The 17466-nt window shown below is 42.9% G+C and carries 17 protein-coding genes and 1 tRNA gene; 9 read left to right on the top strand and 9 right to left on the bottom strand.

Annotated features, from left to right (window positions below):
- Positions 1–116: 116 nt before the first annotated feature.
- Positions 117–323, bottom strand: coding sequence for a hypothetical protein (locus tag EWV60_RS00295; RefSeq protein WP_287230154.1), 207 nt, complete (start codon positions 321–323; stop codon positions 117–119).
- 282 nt (positions 324–605) lie between these two features.
- On the opposite strand from EWV60_RS00295, the gene EWV60_RS00300 reads away from it, so the two are divergent.
- On the top strand, positions 606–890 hold the full coding sequence (locus EWV60_RS00300; protein ID WP_190537957.1) for a type II toxin-antitoxin system Phd/YefM family antitoxin: 285 nt from the start codon (positions 606–608) through the stop codon (positions 888–890).
- Positions 880–1203, top strand: a complete 324-nt coding sequence (locus EWV60_RS00305) for a Txe/YoeB family addiction module toxin (protein WP_002751834.1) — start codon at positions 880–882, stop codon at positions 1201–1203. The genes EWV60_RS00300 and EWV60_RS00305 overlap by 11 nt, the downstream gene beginning before the upstream one ends.
- A 162-nt stretch (positions 1204–1365) precedes the next feature.
- Here EWV60_RS00305 and asnS read toward each other — a convergent pair whose 3' ends face one another.
- On the bottom strand, positions 1366–2730 hold the full coding sequence (asnS, locus tag EWV60_RS00310) for an asparagine--tRNA ligase (RefSeq protein ID WP_103113314.1): 1365 nt from the start codon (positions 2728–2730) through the stop codon (positions 1366–1368).
- A gap of 81 nt (positions 2731–2811) precedes the next feature.
- Between asnS and EWV60_RS00315 the strand changes: the two genes are divergently transcribed.
- Both EWV60_RS00315 and EWV60_RS00320 read left to right on the top strand, forming a co-directional pair.
- Positions 2812–3210 (top strand): NINE protein, encoded by a 399-nt coding sequence (locus tag EWV60_RS00315; RefSeq protein WP_045360152.1) that lies wholly within the window; start codon positions 2812–2814, stop codon positions 3208–3210.
- Positions 3207–3737, top strand: coding sequence for a ComEA family DNA-binding protein (locus tag EWV60_RS00320; protein WP_287230160.1), 531 nt, complete (start codon positions 3207–3209; stop codon positions 3735–3737). The genes EWV60_RS00315 and EWV60_RS00320 overlap by 4 nt, the downstream gene beginning before the upstream one ends.
- A 297-nt stretch (positions 3738–4034) precedes the next feature.
- On the opposite strand, the gene gyrA is transcribed toward EWV60_RS00320, so the two are convergent.
- From gyrA to EWV60_RS00335, 3 genes are all read right to left on the bottom strand, one after another.
- Positions 4035–6587 carry a DNA gyrase subunit A gene (gene gyrA, locus EWV60_RS00325; RefSeq protein ID WP_287230162.1) on the bottom strand — a complete coding sequence of 851 codons (2553 nt, stop codon included), beginning with the start codon at positions 6585–6587 and terminating at the stop codon, positions 4035–4037.
- Positions 6588–6793: 206 nt separating this feature from the next.
- Positions 6794–7378: a DUF4276 family protein gene (locus EWV60_RS00330; protein ID WP_002777835.1), complete on the bottom strand. Its 585-nt coding sequence runs from the start codon at positions 7376–7378 to the stop codon at positions 6794–6796.
- Positions 7371–8585, bottom strand: coding sequence for an AAA family ATPase (locus EWV60_RS00335; protein WP_002751823.1), 1215 nt, complete (start codon positions 8583–8585; stop codon positions 7371–7373). The genes EWV60_RS00330 and EWV60_RS00335 overlap by 8 nt, the downstream gene beginning before the upstream one ends.
- 286 nt (positions 8586–8871) lie before the next feature.
- Here EWV60_RS00335 and EWV60_RS00340 point away from each other — a divergent pair, with 286 nt between their 5' ends.
- Both EWV60_RS00340 and EWV60_RS00345 read left to right on the top strand, forming a co-directional pair.
- On the top strand, positions 8872–9396 hold the full coding sequence (locus tag EWV60_RS00340; RefSeq protein WP_287230165.1) for a hypothetical protein: 525 nt from the start codon (positions 8872–8874) through the stop codon (positions 9394–9396).
- Positions 9396–10208 carry an urease accessory protein UreD gene (locus EWV60_RS00345; RefSeq protein ID WP_287230167.1) on the top strand — a complete coding sequence of 271 codons (813 nt, stop codon included), beginning with the start codon at positions 9396–9398 and terminating at the stop codon, positions 10206–10208. The genes EWV60_RS00340 and EWV60_RS00345 overlap by 1 nt, the downstream gene beginning before the upstream one ends.
- 204 nt (positions 10209–10412) lie before the next feature.
- Here the strand turns inward: EWV60_RS00345 and ispE are convergent, their stop codons facing one another.
- Positions 10413–11354: a 4-(cytidine 5'-diphospho)-2-C-methyl-D-erythritol kinase gene (gene ispE, locus EWV60_RS00350; RefSeq protein WP_287230169.1), complete on the bottom strand. Its 942-nt coding sequence runs from the start codon at positions 11352–11354 to the stop codon at positions 10413–10415.
- A 17-nt stretch (positions 11355–11371) separates the two neighbouring features.
- Positions 11372–12178 carry a 16S rRNA (adenine(1518)-N(6)/adenine(1519)-N(6))-dimethyltransferase RsmA gene (gene rsmA, locus EWV60_RS00355; RefSeq protein ID WP_287230171.1) on the bottom strand — a complete coding sequence of 269 codons (807 nt, stop codon included), beginning with the start codon at positions 12176–12178 and terminating at the stop codon, positions 11372–11374.
- 124 nt (positions 12179–12302) lie between these two features.
- Between rsmA and crcB (EWV60_RS00360) the strand changes: the two genes are divergently transcribed.
- Both crcB (EWV60_RS00360) and crcB (EWV60_RS00365) read left to right on the top strand, forming a co-directional pair.
- Complete coding sequence (gene crcB, locus EWV60_RS00360) at positions 12303–12692, top strand: fluoride efflux transporter CrcB (RefSeq protein ID WP_287230172.1); 390 nt, start codon at positions 12303–12305, stop codon at positions 12690–12692.
- A gap of 145 nt (positions 12693–12837) precedes the next feature.
- Entirely contained in the window at positions 12838–13242 is a 405-nt protein-coding gene (gene crcB / locus EWV60_RS00365; protein ID WP_287230174.1) for a fluoride efflux transporter CrcB, read from the top strand.
- A 72-nt stretch (positions 13243–13314) separates the two neighbouring features.
- Here the strand turns inward: crcB (EWV60_RS00365) and hpnA are convergent, their stop codons facing one another.
- Positions 13315–14301, bottom strand: a complete 987-nt coding sequence (gene hpnA, locus EWV60_RS00370; protein WP_287230176.1) for a hopanoid-associated sugar epimerase — start codon at positions 14299–14301, stop codon at positions 13315–13317.
- Between the two features lie 169 nt (positions 14302–14470).
- On the opposite strand from hpnA, the gene EWV60_RS00375 reads away from it, so the two are divergent.
- A complete protein-coding gene (locus EWV60_RS00375; RefSeq protein WP_287230178.1) occupies positions 14471–17005 on the top strand; it encodes a glycogen/starch/alpha-glucan phosphorylase in 2535 nt (844 codons plus the stop codon).
- Between the two features lie 84 nt (positions 17006–17089).
- Here the strand turns inward: EWV60_RS00375 and EWV60_RS00380 are convergent.
- Positions 17090–17163 (bottom strand) — tRNA-Asp (locus EWV60_RS00380).
- Between the last annotated feature and the right edge of the window lie 303 nt (positions 17164–17466).

The following is a 17466-nucleotide window of genomic DNA, read 5'->3' on the forward strand; positions in this document are numbered from 1 at the left end:
ATGCAAGGGTGATGCAAGGGTTTTAAGAGATTCTAGCAGATTTAAGTGCATTTGGGAAGCTCTCAATCAAGCTAAAAGCCCTTTCCTGTAAGGTTTTTAGATTTATTCAGCAAACCCTACTTAGATAAAAGCTTTTCAACCTCTAGTTTCTCCTGATCAGTAAAATCAGATGGATTACATAAATCCCAAACTGCTCCAGGTATAGAACCAATTTTGTTAACTATAGCACCGACAGAGAGACTACTAACTCCAGCAACAATTTGTTTACCATGCTCTTTAGCAAGCTTTGCAAGCCGTTCCGCAAGATTATCTTTCCAGCCCATTTGACAAGAATCCTCCTGTTGATTTTTGTGGGTTTTACTCAAGCATTACTTCTACCGCACTGAGCAGTGCGATCGCACTCTCTCGCAGTCAGGTCAAGCGACAGCCTAACCCAACAGCAAAGGCGAATAGCAAAATAATACACATTCCCCCCCCCAACAACTGTATCAAAAGCTACAATTTAATAAATCTTTGCATTCCTATCCCTTCAGATTTTGGGGTTTTTGGGGAGTTCAAGAGCTTGGAATTGTACAATAAGGTTGTACAAGTCTCCCCTAAAAATCATGTTAAGCAAAGAAACCACCTACTCTCAGGCGAGAATGAATTTAGCGAGTCTCTTAGATCAGGTGTGTGACGAATCTCAAATTATCGTCATTAAGCGTCGCAATCAGAAAAATGTGGCGTTAATTGCTGAAGATGAGCTTTCCAGTTTATTAGAGTGTGTTTATTTATTGCGATCGCCAGAAAATGCCCAACGCTTATTTCGCTCTTTAGCATGGACCCAGACAGAAGATGCAACTCCTCAAACATTAGCTGAATTGAAAGAGGAGTTAGGAATTGACTCCTAAAAGAGAAAATAAGCCAGATAAACCTAAAAACAATCCTATTCATGGTTATTTGCCCGTTTTTAGTCCTGATTTCAAAGCAGATTTAGCTTGGTGGTATCGGAACGAACCGAAAAAAGGCGATAAAATTTTAGACTTAGTGGCAGATATTTTGGATGGCGATCCGTTTACAGGATTGGGTAAACCCGAACCTCTTAAGTATATTGCTGCCGACACTTGGTCACGACGGATCGACTTAGAGCATCGTTTGGTTTATAAAGTCACGGGAAATAAGGTTTATTTTTTACAAGCTCGCTATCATTATCAATCAGGCTAAACTCAGACAAACCTATTAAGAACTGTTACAGGAGAAAGGGGACAAAGAACGTAGAGGGGGACAGTGAAACAACAAACATTTTCTACTCCAAGTCTGTAGCCTAAGCTACAATTTAATAAATATTTACATTCCTCCTTTCTCCTGTCGATCCTAGACATCAACCTAAAAGTCGGCACTTAAAGGGGTACGGGGGAAAGGAATCACATCGCGAATATTGGTCATTCCCGTCATGAATTGTACCAGACGCTCGAATCCTAAACCAAAACCAGCGTGGGGAACGGAACCGTAGCGACGCAGATCTAAATACCACCACAAATCATCGGGATTCATTCCCTGTTCCTGCATTCTTTGGATTAATACATCTAATCGTTCTTCCCGTTGGGAACCGCCGATAATTTCGCCGATCTTGGGTGCTAAAATATCCATAGCGGAAACAGTTTTATTATTGTCATCTAGACGCATATAAAAAGCTTTGATTGTCTTGGGATAATTGGTGACAATCACGGGTTTTTTGAATAGTTCTTCCGCTAGATAACGTTCGTGTTCTGACTGTAAATCTACGCCCCATTCTACTGGAAACTCGAACTGACGATCGGCTTTTTCTAATAACTCGATCGCTTCGCTGTAGGTAATCCGGCCAAACTCACTATTAACGATATTTTCGGCCGTACTTAACACCGTTTTATCGATACGTTCGTTAAAAAACTGCAAATCTTCGGGACAATTTTCTAAAACAAATTTAAAGATATATTTGAGGAATGCCTCCGCTAAATCCTGATCTCCTTCCAGATCACAAAAAGCCATTTCCGGTTCCACCATCCAAAACTCGGCCAGATGACGGGAAGTATTAGAATTTTCGGCGCGAAAAGTCGGGCCAAAAGTGTAAACATTAGATAAAGCCATGGCCATTACTTCCGCTTGTAATTGTCCACTGACGGTTAAATAGGCCCGTTTACCGAAGAAATCCTCGGCAAAATTGGCGGGTTTTTTTAAATCTAAACTGGTGACAGTAAATAATTCTCCCGCACCTTCGCAGTCGTTAGCGGTAATAATGGGAGTATGTACCCAAATAAAGCCCTTTTCTTGGAAAAAAGTGTGGATAGCGGTAGCGCAAGCGTTTCTAACCCGCATTACTGCTCCTAGGGTGTTGGTTCTTGCTCGCAGATGGGCAATAGTTCTCAGGAATTCAAAGGAATGACGTTTTTTTTGTAGGGGATAATCCGCAGGACAGTCACCATAAAGGGTGATTTCGGCCGCTTTTAACTCGATATTTTGCCCTTTACCCGGGGAAGGAACCAAATTTCCCGAAACAGCGATCGCCGTTCCTGTACTAATTGTTTTTAGTACATTTTCATAATCGGGTAAAGTCGGTTCGAGGATAACTTGTAAGTTGGCCAGGGATGAGCCATCATTAACTTCCAGGAAAGTAAATTCTTTTAATTCTCGTTTTGTTCTCACCCAACCCTGCACGGTGACGGATTGATCCGGTTGTCCTGTTTGAAAGATTTCCTTGATTCTGCTAGTCATCGCGTATCCCTATGTTAGAACCAAAGAGTATTTTAGAATAGAAAGTCCAGATCAGGCTAAAATCAATCTCGAACAGGTCTCATGCTTCTGGTGGAAAAATTATTAAGTAAGCCCAAAAGCCGTAAATTAGCGATTTTTTTGGCTTTTATCGGCAGCATTCTCGCTTTACCCTTTCCTATCGCCGGTATTCATAAATTCTATCTCGGTCAACCTCTCTGGGGAATTATTTATCTTCTCCTCTGGCAAACTCCGATTCCCCGGGTGGCTTGCGCGATCGATGCGGTGTGGTATTTAATCCAAGATAACCAATTTTTCGCTAACTATTTTCCCACTGCCACCGCTGCTGCCACTGTCCCCAGTTTAGAGCCTAAACAAGTAGAGGCGATCGGGGCAGCTTTAAGGGAATTAGAGCGCCTCCGGCAAGAAGGATTAATTTCTGAGTACGAATTTGAAGAAAAACGGCGACAATTACTACAATGACACCCCAAAACTGGTTAGGGCGCACTTTTAACCCTTTAAAAGCCAAAATTAGCAATGATCCCTATTATCGCTTTCGTTCCCTCGATGAGATCGCTATGGCGGCACAATTGGGCATTAAAATTAATGTCAATCAAGCGGGTGTGGATGATTGGCTGCGATTGCCGGGGATATCCATCCATCAAGCGCGGATGTTGGTGGAATTGTTGGGTATGGGGGTAGAATTGCTTTGTCTTGAAGATCTAGCCGCTGCTTTGAGTGTTCCTGTGGCTAGATTGAAAGCTTGGCAACCGATTCTAGAATTTGCCTATTATAGTCCCGAAAGTCACCTCGCACCCCCTAAAATCAATCCTAACACTGCTTCGATCGAGCAGTTAACCACCCTGCCCCTAATCAGTGATAATTTGGCAGCTGCCATTGTTAAAAATAGAGAAGAACAGGGATTATTTAAGAATATTGTGGATTTTAAAGGGCGTTTATCCCTAGACGCTCAGGAAATCTCCCAATTAATGCACTTTTTCCAGTTTTAATCCCAAATACTCAGGAAAGGAGACAGCAGATAGGAGATAGGAGATAGGAGTCAGGAGATAGGAGTCAGGAGTCAGGAGTCAGGAGTCAGGAGTCATACTAAATCTGGTTATTAAAGATTGATTATTTATTCCCCTTTTTGCATGAGTGCATGAGTAGAAAACGGGTTTCTCGGAGAAACCCGTTTTCTGTGCGTTACTCAACGGATTTAGTATCAGGAGATAGGAGATAGGAGACAGGAGACAGGAGATAGGAGTCAGAAGATTATTTTTATTTATTCTCCCCACTTCCCAGCAAATCTAAATGTCTTCAGATTCCTCCGCATCACTAGGGGGAACTAGGGCGACAGCAGCGATCGCATCGTCCTCATCGAGTTTTTGCACCCGGATGCCTCCGGCCGATCGCGATTGAGGAGTAATAGCATCGACGGATTGACGGATGATAATGCCCCGTTCGGTGATAATCATAAATTCCTCGTTGGGGTTAACAACGTGCAGAGCCGCTAATTTATCGTTCTTTTTGCGGAATTTAATCACTCTGACTCCTAATCCCGCCCGATTTTGCAGACGTAGGAGGGTAACGGGAACCCGTTTTCCTAGTCCTGCCATGGTAATCGCTAACACCCAGGGGCCATTATTAGCCACTTCGGGGTTAATTTCTTCGCTTTCGTCCTCGGTTTCTTCTTGGTTAGATTCAGCGATTTGGGCGACAATTTGACTAGGCAGAATGTCCATACTAATTAATTCGTCACCTGAGCGCAATTTCATCGATTTTACGCCTTTAGTTGCCCTTCCCAAGGAGCGCAATTGTTGACTATCGGCCTTAAAATGAATTGCCATCCCCTGACGAGAACCGATAATGACGCTATCTTCCTCTTTGGCCAAGCGAACCCAACGTAGTTGATCACCGTCTTCGAGAGAAATGGCGATTAAACCGTTCGATCGAATATTACTAAAGGCAGCGAGGGCGGTTTTCTTGATAAATCCCTTTTGTGTGAGCATAATCAGGTAATTATCCTCGCTGAACTCGCTGACTGCCACCACCGAGGTAATTTTCTCCCCTTTGGGAATCTCTAACAGTTGCACGATGGGAACCCCGCGAGCGGTACGGGAACCGGTGGGGATATGATAGGCATTGAGACTATAGACAACCCCGCGATCGGTGAAAAAGAGGACGCTATCGTGATCGCGGCAGGTGATAAAGTGATCGATGCCGTCGTCTTCTTTCATTTTTGCGCCAGCTTTGCCCCTTGTTGCCCGATTTTGGGACTCAAAGGTATTAACGGGCATTCTTTTGATGTAACCCTGTTCGGTGACGAGAATTAAGGCTTGTTCGTTGGCAATCAGGTCAGTTTCGGCGATTTCTCCTTCCCGTTGTTCAATATGAGTGCGACGCGGGGTAGCGTGAATCGTTTTGATCTGTTGCAGTTCTTCCTCGATAATACTGTCGATCCGTTCTTTTCTGGCTAAAATATCCTGAAGATCGCCGATTTTTGTCAGTAATTCCCCGTGTTCTTGCTGAATTTTCTCCGATTCTAGGGCGGTTAACCGTCGCAGCTGCATTTGTAGGATTGCGTCCGCTTGCACCTCTGAAAGACCAAAATTCTGCACTAATCCCTCTTTTGCACTAGCTGTGTCGGCAGCACTGCGAATCAGGGCAATGACTGCATCGAGACTAGCGAGGGCAATTAGTAAACCCTGAAGGATATGATCCCTTTCCTCGGCCTTGCGGAGTTCATAACGGGTACGACGGGTGATCACTTCTACCCGAAAATCGAGGAAAACGCGGAGAAACTCCCTTAAAGTCAGTAATCTCGGTTCGTTATCGACTAATGCCAACATATTCGCCCCAAAATTCGACTGGAGGGGCGTTTGTTTATATAGATTGTTGAGGACGACGCGGGGATAGGCATCCCGTTTCAGTTCGATCACCACCCGGATGCCGTCGCGATCGCTTTCGTCCCGCACATCGGAAATACCGTCTATTTTGCGATCATTGACCAAATCGGCGATTTTTTCGATTAATGCCGCTTTATTGGTTTGATAGGGCAGTTCAGTGATGATAATAGCATCTCGATCGGGTCTTCCCCTTTGTTCGATGGTTTTAAAGGAGGCGACTCCCCGCAGGGTAATGGAACCGCGGCCGGTGGTGTAAGCTTCCTGAATACCGTCTCTACCGAGGATATGCCCCCCGGTGGGAAAGTCCGGCCCCGGGATATAACGCTGTAATTCCGTATCGGTGAGATCGGGGTTATGGATGAGGGCAACGGTTCCATCGATAATCTCGGCCAGGTTGTGGGGGGGGATATTGGTGGCCATACCGACGGCGATACCCGATGAGCCATTAATTAGCAGTTGCGGGACTCTAGAGGGTAAAACCACGGGTTCCTGTTGGGAACCATCGAAGTTATCGGCAAAATCAACGGTTTCTGACTCGATATCCTGTAGTAGGGCGTTGGTGGCCAGGGTGTGCAGACGACACTCGGTATAACGCATGGCTGCCGGGGGATCGTTATCGATCGATCCGAAGTTACCATGACCGTTAATCAGGGGATCGCGCATGGAGAAATCCTGGGCCATGCGGACGAGAGCATCGTAAACAGCAGTATCCCCGTGGGGGTGGTATTTTCCTAATACTTCCCCGACGACTCTAGCGCATTTGCGAAAGGGGCGATCGGGGGTTAATCCTAGTTCGTACATCGCATAAAGAATGCGCCGGTGTACGGGTTTCAGTCCGTCCCTAGCGTCGGGCAAGGCTCGCCCAACGATGACGCTCATGGCGTATTCTAGATAGGAACGGGACATTTCATTGCTTAAGTCTGTGGGGACGACATGATCCTGGGCGGCGGTCATAGGGGGGTTAACTCCAATAACAAGGCAAAAAAAGCGTTTTTGTGATTAAATTCGCTAAAAATCGGGCTTTTACCCTTTTGATGTGCAGAATATGCCCATTTGTAGGACTATTTTACCATAAAATCCCTCTTTTTTGGGGTTTAGAACAGTGCCAAGTCAGTAGTGATCGCAGATACCTTGGCTGGGATGGGGGGGTTAATGGTTTGCTATCCTCTTGACAGAGATTGCAGAAAGTCGAGAAGATCTTTAAAAGAAGGACAACAAGTGGCACAAAGTTCTAAATTTAGCTTTTGGGCTAGTTCAAGATTCATGTTGGTACTATAACGGGGTTTTCTATTTTCACCGATTGACAATTTGATCAATTCTTCTTTCGGTTTGATAATTAGGTGAGGGTTTGGGTGAGCTTTTCCCTTGCCTCGTCCCACATATTTAACAACTTCTGGATCAGACCAAAACCAAGCCTCTAGTTCTTCTATTGGTATGCAGATATATTTCCTGATACCATTAATATTAGAACAGCTTAATTCTAAGTGATCTCGCAATTGTTTTTCATCGTTAAGAGAGTTATTCTTGGGATTACGATCTAAATCATGAACAATGATAAAAGCATCACATCCTTCCCTTGTCATCACTTTAAGTTTTGCTGACAGTTTTCTCTTTAATGTACTAGAGGATTTAGATGCCCAAGATTTTGTCCTAGTATTTGTCCCCAGCACGCGATGGATAATTTGACGAAACACATCGCAGTCCGTCTCATCTTCGGCAATTATGGCGATCAAGTTACTACTCATCGAGAATACCACTGTAAATCCAGTCTCCTAAATCTCCTTCTTCACAGAGGTACTCGACAACTTTTTCAATCTCTCCTTCTTCTAGTTTCCTAACACTTGTCCGTCCCTGGTTACGATAAACTAAGCTAATATTTTCTGGCTTTGTCCAAGCTACTACTTGTGGTGAATGAGTTGATATAATTAAATTTTCATCCCAAGTATAGGATTTAATTTCATTTAATAATTTTGCTAACATTGCGGGATGTATTTGTGTTTCTGGCTCCTCAATTATGGTTGTTGCATTAGGATGGTGAGCAATTATTTCGATCAGAATTGATAAAACTCGCAAGGTGCCATCGGAGAGTAATCCAATATTGACTCCATCTAATAATACTGAAGCGATGTACTCTTCGTCTTTATCTTGGCCTGTCTGTCCAGAATGCTCACTCAAAACGAACTTCTGCACAGTGATTTTCTTGGCAAGTCTTATTCGTTGACAAACATTTTCTAGTTCATCAAAATCATCCGTACCCACCCAACGAAATATTCTCCGAGCTAGAGTATCTGCTAGATCAAATCGACTGGCAGAAATCTTCTTACTTGTCACCTTTAATAAGGAAGGCTGTCGTCTTGATGTGCGACGGATAGGAGCTTTGCCAAGAAGACGAATCCCTTTTAAAATAGCATAAACCCACTGCATTTCTGGAGGTAAATTTAGCGATGAATTTCCAGGTATATTTGACTGTCGCAGCGAGGTAGTATTGCCAAGAATAGCAAATATTGGCTCACCATTATTATTAAAGCTTGTTAGTCCAAATTCGGTTTTCCAGAGAAGTTCTTGATCTCCATCAATATACTGACAATAATCATTCCAAGAAAAGGAATTTTCCAAGGAATTATCGTTAGTGGTATCATCTATGTCTGTATCTAGATCGTCCATAGAAAAGGGGATGATTAGCTCATACCTGTATCCTAAGCGCCGGTTAGTCGGTGTTAGAATTTCAACCTGCAAAATTGAGGGAATGCTATCACTATCAATCATCCGAGAGCCGATCGATCTACCGATAGCACAGGATGAGATGGCTTCAAATCCTTCTAGGATAGCGGATTTCCCCGCACCGTTTCTCCCCACTAATACCCCAACTTGGTTAACTAGGGATAGGGAAACTGGACCACCTAGCACACCCCAACCATCGAGGGTAAAAGATAATAGTCTAGGCTGGTTCATATTAAAACAATTCTAGTTTTTGGGACCATACAGGGCTTTATTAGTTAATTATATCCAATCTATCTGATCTTCCCTCAGTTTTCTGGGCTGGTGGCTGGCGATCGCATCTGAAGACCACTTTTAGCAGTTTTTCCCCCGATAATTTAGGATAAAATAAAAATGCGATCAAGAGTTAATACTATGGCCCGATCGGCAGCTCGAGAATCGATGATAATTGAGATTAATGATCCCTTAACTCCAGCGAAAACTATTAACCTGATTTTCCCAGCTCAAAAATTCCCCAAAAATGCTTAATCCTCTCCTCTGGCAAAGTGCCAATCCCCACCCCGATAATCTGGATAATTTCCAAATTATTAGCCAATGGTGGCAAGATTTAAATCTTAAGGAAGTCTTCTGGCAACAGCGTTTAATTCCCGATACTGGCTCTCTGGAAGATATTAATTGGGAGCAGCAAGGTTTTGATGAAAAATTTAGCATCCAAATGCCCCAAATTCGGGGTATTACCCTCTATTGGCATAAATCTACTTTTGCTGACGAAAGAAGCATGACACCTAAACAATTAATTTTAGATCGGGAACGGGAGCAATTAGACATTTATCCTCAATCCCAAGCTAGTTTAGTTATTCGGGTGACGAAACCCCATCTAGTTTATCAAAAATTCGAGCTCAAAAATCCTCTCCTAGTCGGCAAAAAAGCGGAAAGTGAATATATTTTACTGATCAGGGATAAAGAACAGCAAATAGAAGTTAAAATTAATCTCAGTCCTGAAAATTATCGGCAATTTCTAGAAACCATAACTGAGGAGCAATAATGTGGCAGGGAAACCTAGAACTAATTTACACGCAAAAAAATCTCGCAACCCAGATTAATCACGTCTATGCTACCGCCCCTTTAAAAGTACAAAGACCTTTTTATCCCGAGGGAAAAAACCTTTGTCACACGGTGATTTTACACACTGCGGGGGGAATAGTTGGGGGTGATGTTCTTCAACAAAAAATTCATCTCCAAGCCGCTACTAATGCCCTTATTACCACTGCTTCTGCTGGAAAAGTTTACCAGAGTAATGGTCAGATGGCACAGCAATTAATCGAGATTAAAATCGATGACAATGCCGGTTTAGAATGGCTACCCCAAGAAACAATTATCTTTAATGGTGCAGCATTTCGCCAACATTTACGAGTGGATTTAGGGGAAAATAGCAGTTGGTTGGGATGGGAAATTACCCGTTTTGGTCGCAGTGCGCGAGGGGAGAAATTTTTAGCGGGAGAATGGCATTCTAATTGGGAATTTTGGCGATCGGGACAACCTTTATGGCTCGATCGATCCTTCCTGTTGGGTGGTAAAATGATCGAGGGATTTTCTGGTTTAAATGATAGCGCCCTGATCGGTACTTTAGTTTATATCGGTCAACCGGTGGGCAGAAATTTAATTGAGAAAGTGAGAGATTTTTCCCTAGAAGGAGAGATGGGAGTTACTAGCACTTTAGGAGATGGTCTTTTATGTCGTTATCGGGGTAATTCTAGCGGTGAAGTGCGACAATGGTTTCAGCAGGTTTGGCAAATTTTAAGGCGAGAAATGAGCGATCGAGAGGCAATTATTCCGCGAGTTTGGTTATCTTGGTAAAGGCGGTCAATTAAACCTCTTGCATAATCAATTTTTGAGGGTTCAAAAACGTCAAAAATAGGGATTAAATCCCATAAAATCTGTAAATAGACCATTTAAATGATTATCATTCATTCTTAATTCTCCTGACTACTGACTACTGGCTACTGACTCCTAACCCTAACAACAATTTTTGATTTTTACAAGAGGTTAATTGTCATTTTTTCAAGTCACTTGAATGCCTGTATCGGTGATTGGGGCTATCCAAAATTGTAGATCGGGAGCGACGAGAATTTCCCGGGCCTCTTTAACGATAGTTTCCGCCACTTCTTGAGATGAACAGAGAGTAAAAACCGTCGGGCCAGAGCCTGACATCATCGTTCCCAAGCCGCCTAAATCCCCTAGAACCTGTCTTAACTCGGCTACGAGGGGAAATTCGGGTAAAACCACCTTTTCGAGGTCATTGTGGATAAATTTGCCGATAGCGGCTGGTTGTTTATGGGCGATCGCTTGTACCAAAGCCCCGGAACTCACCTGCTGACGGCGGTGATGAAATTCCTCTGGAGAAGACAGATAGGTATCCTGAAATTTTTGCCGATAGCTTTGGTAGGCCCAGGGTGTAGAAACGGATAAATGATCGTATTTGGCTAAAATCACCCATAATCCAGTGAGAGGAGTGATCGGATCGAGAATTTCTCCCCTTCCCGTACAGATAACCGTTCCTCCTGTCACACAAAAGGAAGTATCAGACCCCAATCTTGCCGCTAAAGTTTCTAATTCCGGACGGGTTAAGCCTAATTCCCAGATTAAATCGATACCGACTAACACCGCCGCTGCGTTGGTGGAACCCCCCGCTAAACCGGCAGCCACGGGAATATATTTCTCGATGGTGATATCGATACCGCCGTAATTGGCAAAGAGACGGGGGAATTCCTTCGCCATCAAAGTGGCGGCCCGATGGGCGAGATTACTGCTATCTTGGGGGACGAGGGGATGAGAGCAAAAGAGGCGGAATTCCTGCAATCCGTTGGGCCGGAGAGTGATGCGATCGCATAATTCCACCGTCTGCATCACCATCACTAACTCGTGGAAACCATCAGGGCGATCGCCAACGATTTCTAGATATAAGTTAATTTTAGCGGGGGCTAGAAGGGTATAACTGTGCATTTGTCAAGGAAAAAAATCTAAAATTTTGGCAATTGACCTAATTTTTCCGCCAAGTCAATCCATTGCGATAAACTGAGATCTTCGGCGCGAGCGAGGGGATTAATTTCTAATTGTGTCAGGATTTGGCTTAATTGATCGCTATCTAGACAATTTTTTAGATTATTGCGTAACATTTTGCGCCGGTTGGCAAAACCAAGGCTAACTAAAGTGGACAAAAAGGCCGCATTACTGACATTATTCGGCAAAACACGGGGTAAAAGCTGAATTACCGCCGAATCCACCCGGGGAGGTGGGGAAAAGGCTCGCCGGGGTACATCACAAATCCATTGACAATCGGCAAGGTATTGAATGCGGACGCTCAAAGCACTGTAAGCTTTGGTGGAGGGGACAGCGACTAATCTTTCGGCGACTTCTTTCTGGACTAAGAGGGTAATACTCTGGTAAGGGGGGGTGAAGGGATGGGCGATCGAACCGAGCAGCTTTTCGAGGATCGGACCGGTGATATTATAGGGAATATTAGCCACTACTTTATTAACTAGCGGCAGTTGCTCCGGTTTAAGGCTAAGAAAGTCGCCCGGGATGAGATGAAAGTTATCTTGTTGGCCAAATTTTTTATTTAAAATTGTCCATAGATCTCGATCGATTTCTACAGCGACAACCAATTGAGCGCCATCGAGAAGACGACGGGTTAAAATGCCTGTACCCGGACCGATTTCTAATACCCGATCCTCTGATTGTAAATTAGCAGCGCCGATGATGCGATCGAGTATCGATTCATCTTTTAACCAATGTTGTCCAAAACGTTTACGCGGTTGAATTTTCATACCTCTATTTTAAAATCAGAGGGTTGTTCTCGACAATAACACCCCTGAAAATATGGGCCATGCGATCGATAACCGCATCAATTATGATAGAGCCTAGGCAAAGATAGCAAAAAAATTAGAGACAATGTCAGATTTGAACGATGTTTTCGCAATTGTAGCCGGAGCGGTTCCGGGGGCGTTATCTCGTTATCATATTACCGAATGGACAAAAGCAAAATTCGGCTTGCGCTTTCCCTATGGAACCTTTATTATTAATTTAACTGGCTGTCTAGCTATCGGCTTTTTTTGGGCTATTTTACCCAGTGTTCCCTTTTATTCCCACGCACTAGATTTAATGGTTAGAACGGGATTTTTAGGAGCTTATACCACCTTTTCTACCTATAGTTTAGATATCTTGATCCTCTGGCGCAATCAGCAAAATTTTCTCAGTCTTTTTTTTGCCGTTGCTAGTATAATTTTCGGATTGATTGCCGTGAGAATCGGGGCAGCTATTGCCCAATTTTTTCTAGGTTAAGTAGGTAGGCGTTAAAAACTATCAGATGCCCCCCTTATCAAGGGGGGATTAAGGGGGGATCGAACCTAAAATCCATTTTTAATTTAATTATAATCAGCTACTTAATTCTCCAATTTATTGACTATTGAAGGGCAGGAGAGACAGCATGAATTTTTTCAGGGGACGTTATAGTTTATTCGTGGCGATTGGAGCTATTTTTGGGGCTTTGAGTCGTTTTTATATCGGAGAATTAATTGACAGTATTTTCGGTCAAGAATGGGGATTTTTGGGGACATTTTTTGTCAATATTTCTGGTTGTTTAATTATTGCCTATATTTTTACTATGGTTAAGGAAAATATTCGCATAATTGCCCCAGAATTAGGATTGATGATTGCCACGGGTTTTTGTGGTTCCTATACAACTTTTTCCACCTATAGTTTGGAGGTCAACAAGTTTTTAGAGCAGGGAAACGTGACTTTCGGTTTAATTTACTGGTTGGGCAGTGTTCTTGGGGGGATGATTGCGCTTAAAATTGGATTTATTTTAGCAAGAACAGGTTTTCCTAGATGAATTATTAAGGGCGCAAAAATAGATAAATATCTAAGCACAATTGAGACCATCTTTTTCCTTTCCTACTCAGTGTTAATAAGTAATGTCTCCATTGGTTTGAAACCAATCGATGGCATCGGCTAAAGCTTGTCTAATCGGCGATTGGGGTAAGCCTAGTTCTTGCACTGCTTTCGAGGAATCGTAGTACATGGACTGTTTTGACATTTTCACGCCATCAAGGGGTATAGAGGGGGATTTTCCGAGGACAGGAAGAACTTTTTCATCTAACCAAGATATTAGTAAAGGAATCCAAAAAGGTAAAACAATTTTCGGGGCATTTATGCTGGTAATTTCGGCTAATTCTGTCAACAAAGTTTTTAAAGAAGTGTTTTGATGACCTAAAATATATCTTTCGCCAGTTCTGCCCTTTTCTAAAGCTAATAAATGTCCCCAGGCCACATCGCGCACATCAATTAGATTTAATCCCGTATTCACATAAGCGGGCATTTTTCGCCGCAAAAAACGGAGAATAATGTCGCTGGTGGGTGTAGGCTTGATATCAAATGCTCCTATGGGCGTACTAGGATTAACTATAACGATATCCTGTCCTCTTTGTACTGCTTTGAATGCCTCCTGTTCTGCCCAATACTTCGATTTTTTATAATAACCCACTAATTGATGGGCGGGACTTTGATAAGTTTCATCGACACTTTCACCCTTTTTACCTACTCCAATAGCGGCCACGGAACTGGTATAAACTATTCTGGTAATTCCCGCTAAATGCGCCGATTCCAGGACATTTCTTGTACCTAAAACATTGTTTTGGTAGAGTTGATATCTATCCTTTTGCCAGAGAGAATAGTGCGCCGCTACATGAAAAAGAACTTCGCATCCGACCATTAATTTAAATAAGTTCTCATCATTTAAATTACCCCGGACAATTTCGAGATCTAAACCCCGCAAATTTCTGAGATTACTCTGGGGACGGACGAGGACGCGCACTTGGTAGCCTTCGACTAAAAGCAATCGCACCAAATTCGCCCCGATAAAACCTGTTCCACCCGTCACAAAAGCACGCATTGCTCAAACTTTCCCCTATTTTTGCTTCCTATCGGTAACTGAAATTTAATTACCTTAACTTTATCATTACTATACCTTAATCTTAGTCAAGATTTAAGCTTTTCTTGATACAATTTCAGGGCGGGTTATCTTAGACTAAGAGCAGCCAATCTTCAGTAAAAATGCTCCTATGAATCCATCTCCAGAGTCAACTTTTGTTTGTCCGATTATCATCGAAGACGACAGAACAGGATTAGACACAGAAACTATCCGACGGGCTTTAAGGGATAATTTACTCTATATTCAAGGTAAATTACCGGAATTAGCCAGCAAAAACGATCTTTATATGGCCCTAGCTTATACCATCCGCGATCGTTTATTGCAGCGTTGGTTAACCACCCAACAAACCTATCTAAAAAAAGATGTCAGAACCGTTTGTTATCTCTCGGCCGAATTTTTAGTCGGTCCCCATTTGGCCAATAATTTAATTAATCTCGGTATCTACGAACAAGTCGAGAAAGCTGTCAGCGAATCGGGATTAAAACTAGAAGAATTAATTGCCCAAGAAGAAGAACCAGGGTTAGGAAATGGTGGTTTAGGTCGTTTAGCTGCCTGTTATCTCGATTCCCTTTCTACCCTAGAAATTCCAGCTATTGGTTACGGTATTCGCTACGAATTTGGTATCTTTGATCAAGAAATTCACGACGGTTGGCAGGTGGAAATAACCGATAAGTGGTTACAGTATGGAAATCCCTGGGAAATTGCCCGACCGGAAGCGGGAGTAGAGGTAAAATTTGGCGGTTATACCGAATCCTATACCGACGAAAATGGTAATTATCGCAGTCGTTGGATTCCCGATTATGTAGTCAAAGGAATTCCCTACGATACCCCAATTCTCGGCTATCGAGTTAACACCGCTAATACCATGCGTCTATGGAAGTCAGAAGCTTGTGAATCTTTTGATTTTGGACGCTTTAATCGCGGCGATTATTATGGTGCGGTGGATAATAAAGTTCACTCGGAAAATATCAGTAAAGTTCTCTATCCTAACGATGAACCAATTCAAGGCAAAGAACTACGTTTAGAACAGCAATATTTCTTTGTTTCCTGTTCCCTACAGGATATGATTCGTATTCACTTACATGAGAACCCCAGTCTCGATAATTTTCATCAAAAATGGTCAGTACAATTGAATGATACTCATCCTTCCGTTGGGGTAGCTGAGTTAATGCGCTTGTTAATTGACGTGCATCATTTCGATTGGGATAAAGCTTGGTTTATCACTCAAAATACCTTCGCCTATACCAATCATACTCTTTTGCCAGAAGCTTTAGAAAAATGGCCTTTGAGTATTTTTGGTCGTCTTTTACCGCGATTAATGGAAATTATCTACGAAATTAACCATCGTTTCTTGGATAAAATTCGCATTATTTATCCCCAGGATGACGGCAAAATGTCCCGTTTATCTATAATCGATGAAAGCGGCGAAAAATACGTCCGTATGGCTCACCTTGCCTGTGTGGGTTCCCAGGCAATTAATGGGGTGGCAGCCCTCCATACAGAATTACTGAAAAAAGATGTTCTGCGCGATTTCTATGAACTCTTTCCCGAAAAGTTTAGCAACAAAACCAATGGAGTTACTCCCCGGCGCTGGATAGTTTCTAGTAATCCCCGCTTGACTTTTGCGATTACCGAAAAAATCGGCGAAAATTGGATTAAGCATCTGGAGGATTTACGCGGTTTAGAAAACTATGTGGATGACGGTGGATTTCGGGACTCTTGGCGACGAATTAAATACGATATTAAGGCAGATTTAGCCAATTATATCGATAAAAAAGTCGGCATTAAAGTTGATCCTAGTACCCTCTTTGATGTGCAGGTAAAACGCATTCACGAATATAAACGGCAACATCTCAACGTTTTACATATCGTCACTCTCTATCATCGCCTCAAAAATAATCCCAATCTCGATATTACCCCCCGTACCTTTATTTTCGGTGGGAAGGCAGCCCCGGGTTATTTTATGGCGAAATTAATCATTAAATTGATTAATTCTGTGGCAGAAGTGATCGATAATGATCCGACGATTGGAGGACGGTTAAAAGTGGTTTTCCTACCCGATTATAATGTCACCTTCGGTCAACGGGTTTATCCAGCTGCCGACTTGTCCGAACAAATTTCCACGGCCGGGAAAGAAGCTTCGGGAACTGGTAATATGAAATTCTCTATGAATGGGTCCTTAACTATCGGCACTCTCGATGGGGCAAATATCGAAATTCGTGAAGAGGTGGGAGCGGAAAATTTCTTTCTTTTTGGCTTGACAACCGAGGAGGTTTATGCTAAGAAAGCCGCCGGTTATAATCCCCAAGAATACTATTACCATAACGAAGAATTGCGGGCAGTATTAGACCTCATTGGTTCGGGATTTTTTAGCCGGGGTGATAGTAGTTTATTCCGTCCGCTTGTGGATAATCTTATCTACAATGATCCCTATATGTTACTGGCCGATTATCAGTCCTATATCGATTGTCAGGAAGGAGTCGGTTGGGCCTATAAAGATCAAGAACATTGGAGTCGTTTAGCAATTCTTAATGTGGCCCGCATGGGGAAATTCTCTAGCGATCGATCGATTCGGGAATACTGCGAGGAAATCTGGCGGGTACAACCGGTAAAGATTGAATTACCCGATTATATTCAAGCTAATGCCGGTTTATCGGTAAATTAGAACAAATCTAGGCAGTGGGAACGTCTTCATCGATCCTACTGCCCACAGGATAACCAGCCTTGAGCGACTCTAATCTAGATTTTACGGGATTGACGGGGCTCGAACCCGCAACTTCCGCCGTGACAGGGCGGTGCTCTAACCAGTTGAACTACAATCCCATTTTTGCGACAATTCCAATTGTAACTTCATCATCAGGGTTATGTCAAGCACCTCTGGGAAAATTTTTTTTGAGGGAGTGGGGAGAGAGGAGATGGGGAGAGGGGGGGAAACAATTCATAACTGGGTTTTGAAAGTTGGATTGGGAGTTAATCGTACTATTGATCAAAAACGGATTTGCTATACCTGAACTTCCCCCATACATATATACTATAATAGCCGAAAACCCTTATCCATCAATGGATACGCCCCTTAACTTTTCTTAATGTACCCATGTAATTTGTAACATTTCTTAATGGACAAGA

It is taken from the genome of Microcystis sp. Msp_OC_L_20101000_S702 (assembly GCF_007095705.1).
In the GTDB taxonomy this organism is placed as follows: domain Bacteria; phylum Cyanobacteriota; class Cyanobacteriia; order Cyanobacteriales; family Microcystaceae; genus Microcystis; species Microcystis ichthyoblabe_A.

What these genes read in the sequence shown, in the direction of transcription:
- asnS (WP_103113314.1), bottom strand. Translation starts at nt 2,730, where the DNA reads ATGACTAGCAGAATCAAGGAAATCTTTCAAACAGGACAACCGGATCAA.
- crcB (WP_287230172.1), top strand. Translation starts at nt 12,303, where the DNA reads ATGTCAGATTTGAACGATGTTTTCGCAATTGTAGCCGGAGCGGTTCCG.
- hpnA (WP_287230176.1), bottom strand. Translation starts at nt 14,301, where the DNA reads ATGCGTGCTTTTGTGACGGGTGGAACAGGTTTTATCGGGGCGAATTTG.
- EWV60_RS00295 (WP_287230154.1), bottom strand. Translation starts at nt 323, where the DNA reads ATGGGCTGGAAAGATAATCTTGCGGAACGGCTTGCAAAGCTTGCTAAA.
- rsmA (WP_287230171.1), bottom strand. Translation starts at nt 12,178, where the DNA reads ATGAAAATTCAACCGCGTAAACGTTTTGGACAACATTGGTTAAAAGAT.
- EWV60_RS00330 (WP_002777835.1), bottom strand. Translation starts at nt 7,378, where the DNA reads ATGAGTAGTAACTTGATCGCCATAATTGCCGAAGATGAGACGGACTGC.
- EWV60_RS00340 (WP_287230165.1), top strand. Translation starts at nt 8,872, where the DNA reads ATGCTTAATCCTCTCCTCTGGCAAAGTGCCAATCCCCACCCCGATAAT.
- gyrA (WP_287230162.1), bottom strand. Translation starts at nt 6,587, where the DNA reads ATGACCGCCGCCCAGGATCATGTCGTCCCCACAGACTTAAGCAATGAA.
- ispE (WP_287230169.1), bottom strand. Translation starts at nt 11,354, where the DNA reads ATGCACAGTTATACCCTTCTAGCCCCCGCTAAAATTAACTTATATCTA.
- EWV60_RS00315 (WP_045360152.1), top strand. Translation starts at nt 2,812, where the DNA reads ATGCTTCTGGTGGAAAAATTATTAAGTAAGCCCAAAAGCCGTAAATTA.
- EWV60_RS00345 (WP_287230167.1), top strand. Translation starts at nt 9,396, where the DNA reads ATGTGGCAGGGAAACCTAGAACTAATTTACACGCAAAAAAATCTCGCA.
- EWV60_RS00300 (WP_190537957.1), top strand. Translation starts at nt 606, where the DNA reads ATGTTAAGCAAAGAAACCACCTACTCTCAGGCGAGAATGAATTTAGCG.
- EWV60_RS00375 (WP_287230178.1), top strand. Translation starts at nt 14,471, where the DNA reads ATGAATCCATCTCCAGAGTCAACTTTTGTTTGTCCGATTATCATCGAA.
- EWV60_RS00320 (WP_287230160.1), top strand. Translation starts at nt 3,207, where the DNA reads ATGACACCCCAAAACTGGTTAGGGCGCACTTTTAACCCTTTAAAAGCC.
- EWV60_RS00335 (WP_002751823.1), bottom strand. Translation starts at nt 8,585, where the DNA reads ATGAACCAGCCTAGACTATTATCTTTTACCCTCGATGGTTGGGGTGTG.
- crcB (WP_287230174.1), top strand. Translation starts at nt 12,838, where the DNA reads ATGAATTTTTTCAGGGGACGTTATAGTTTATTCGTGGCGATTGGAGCT.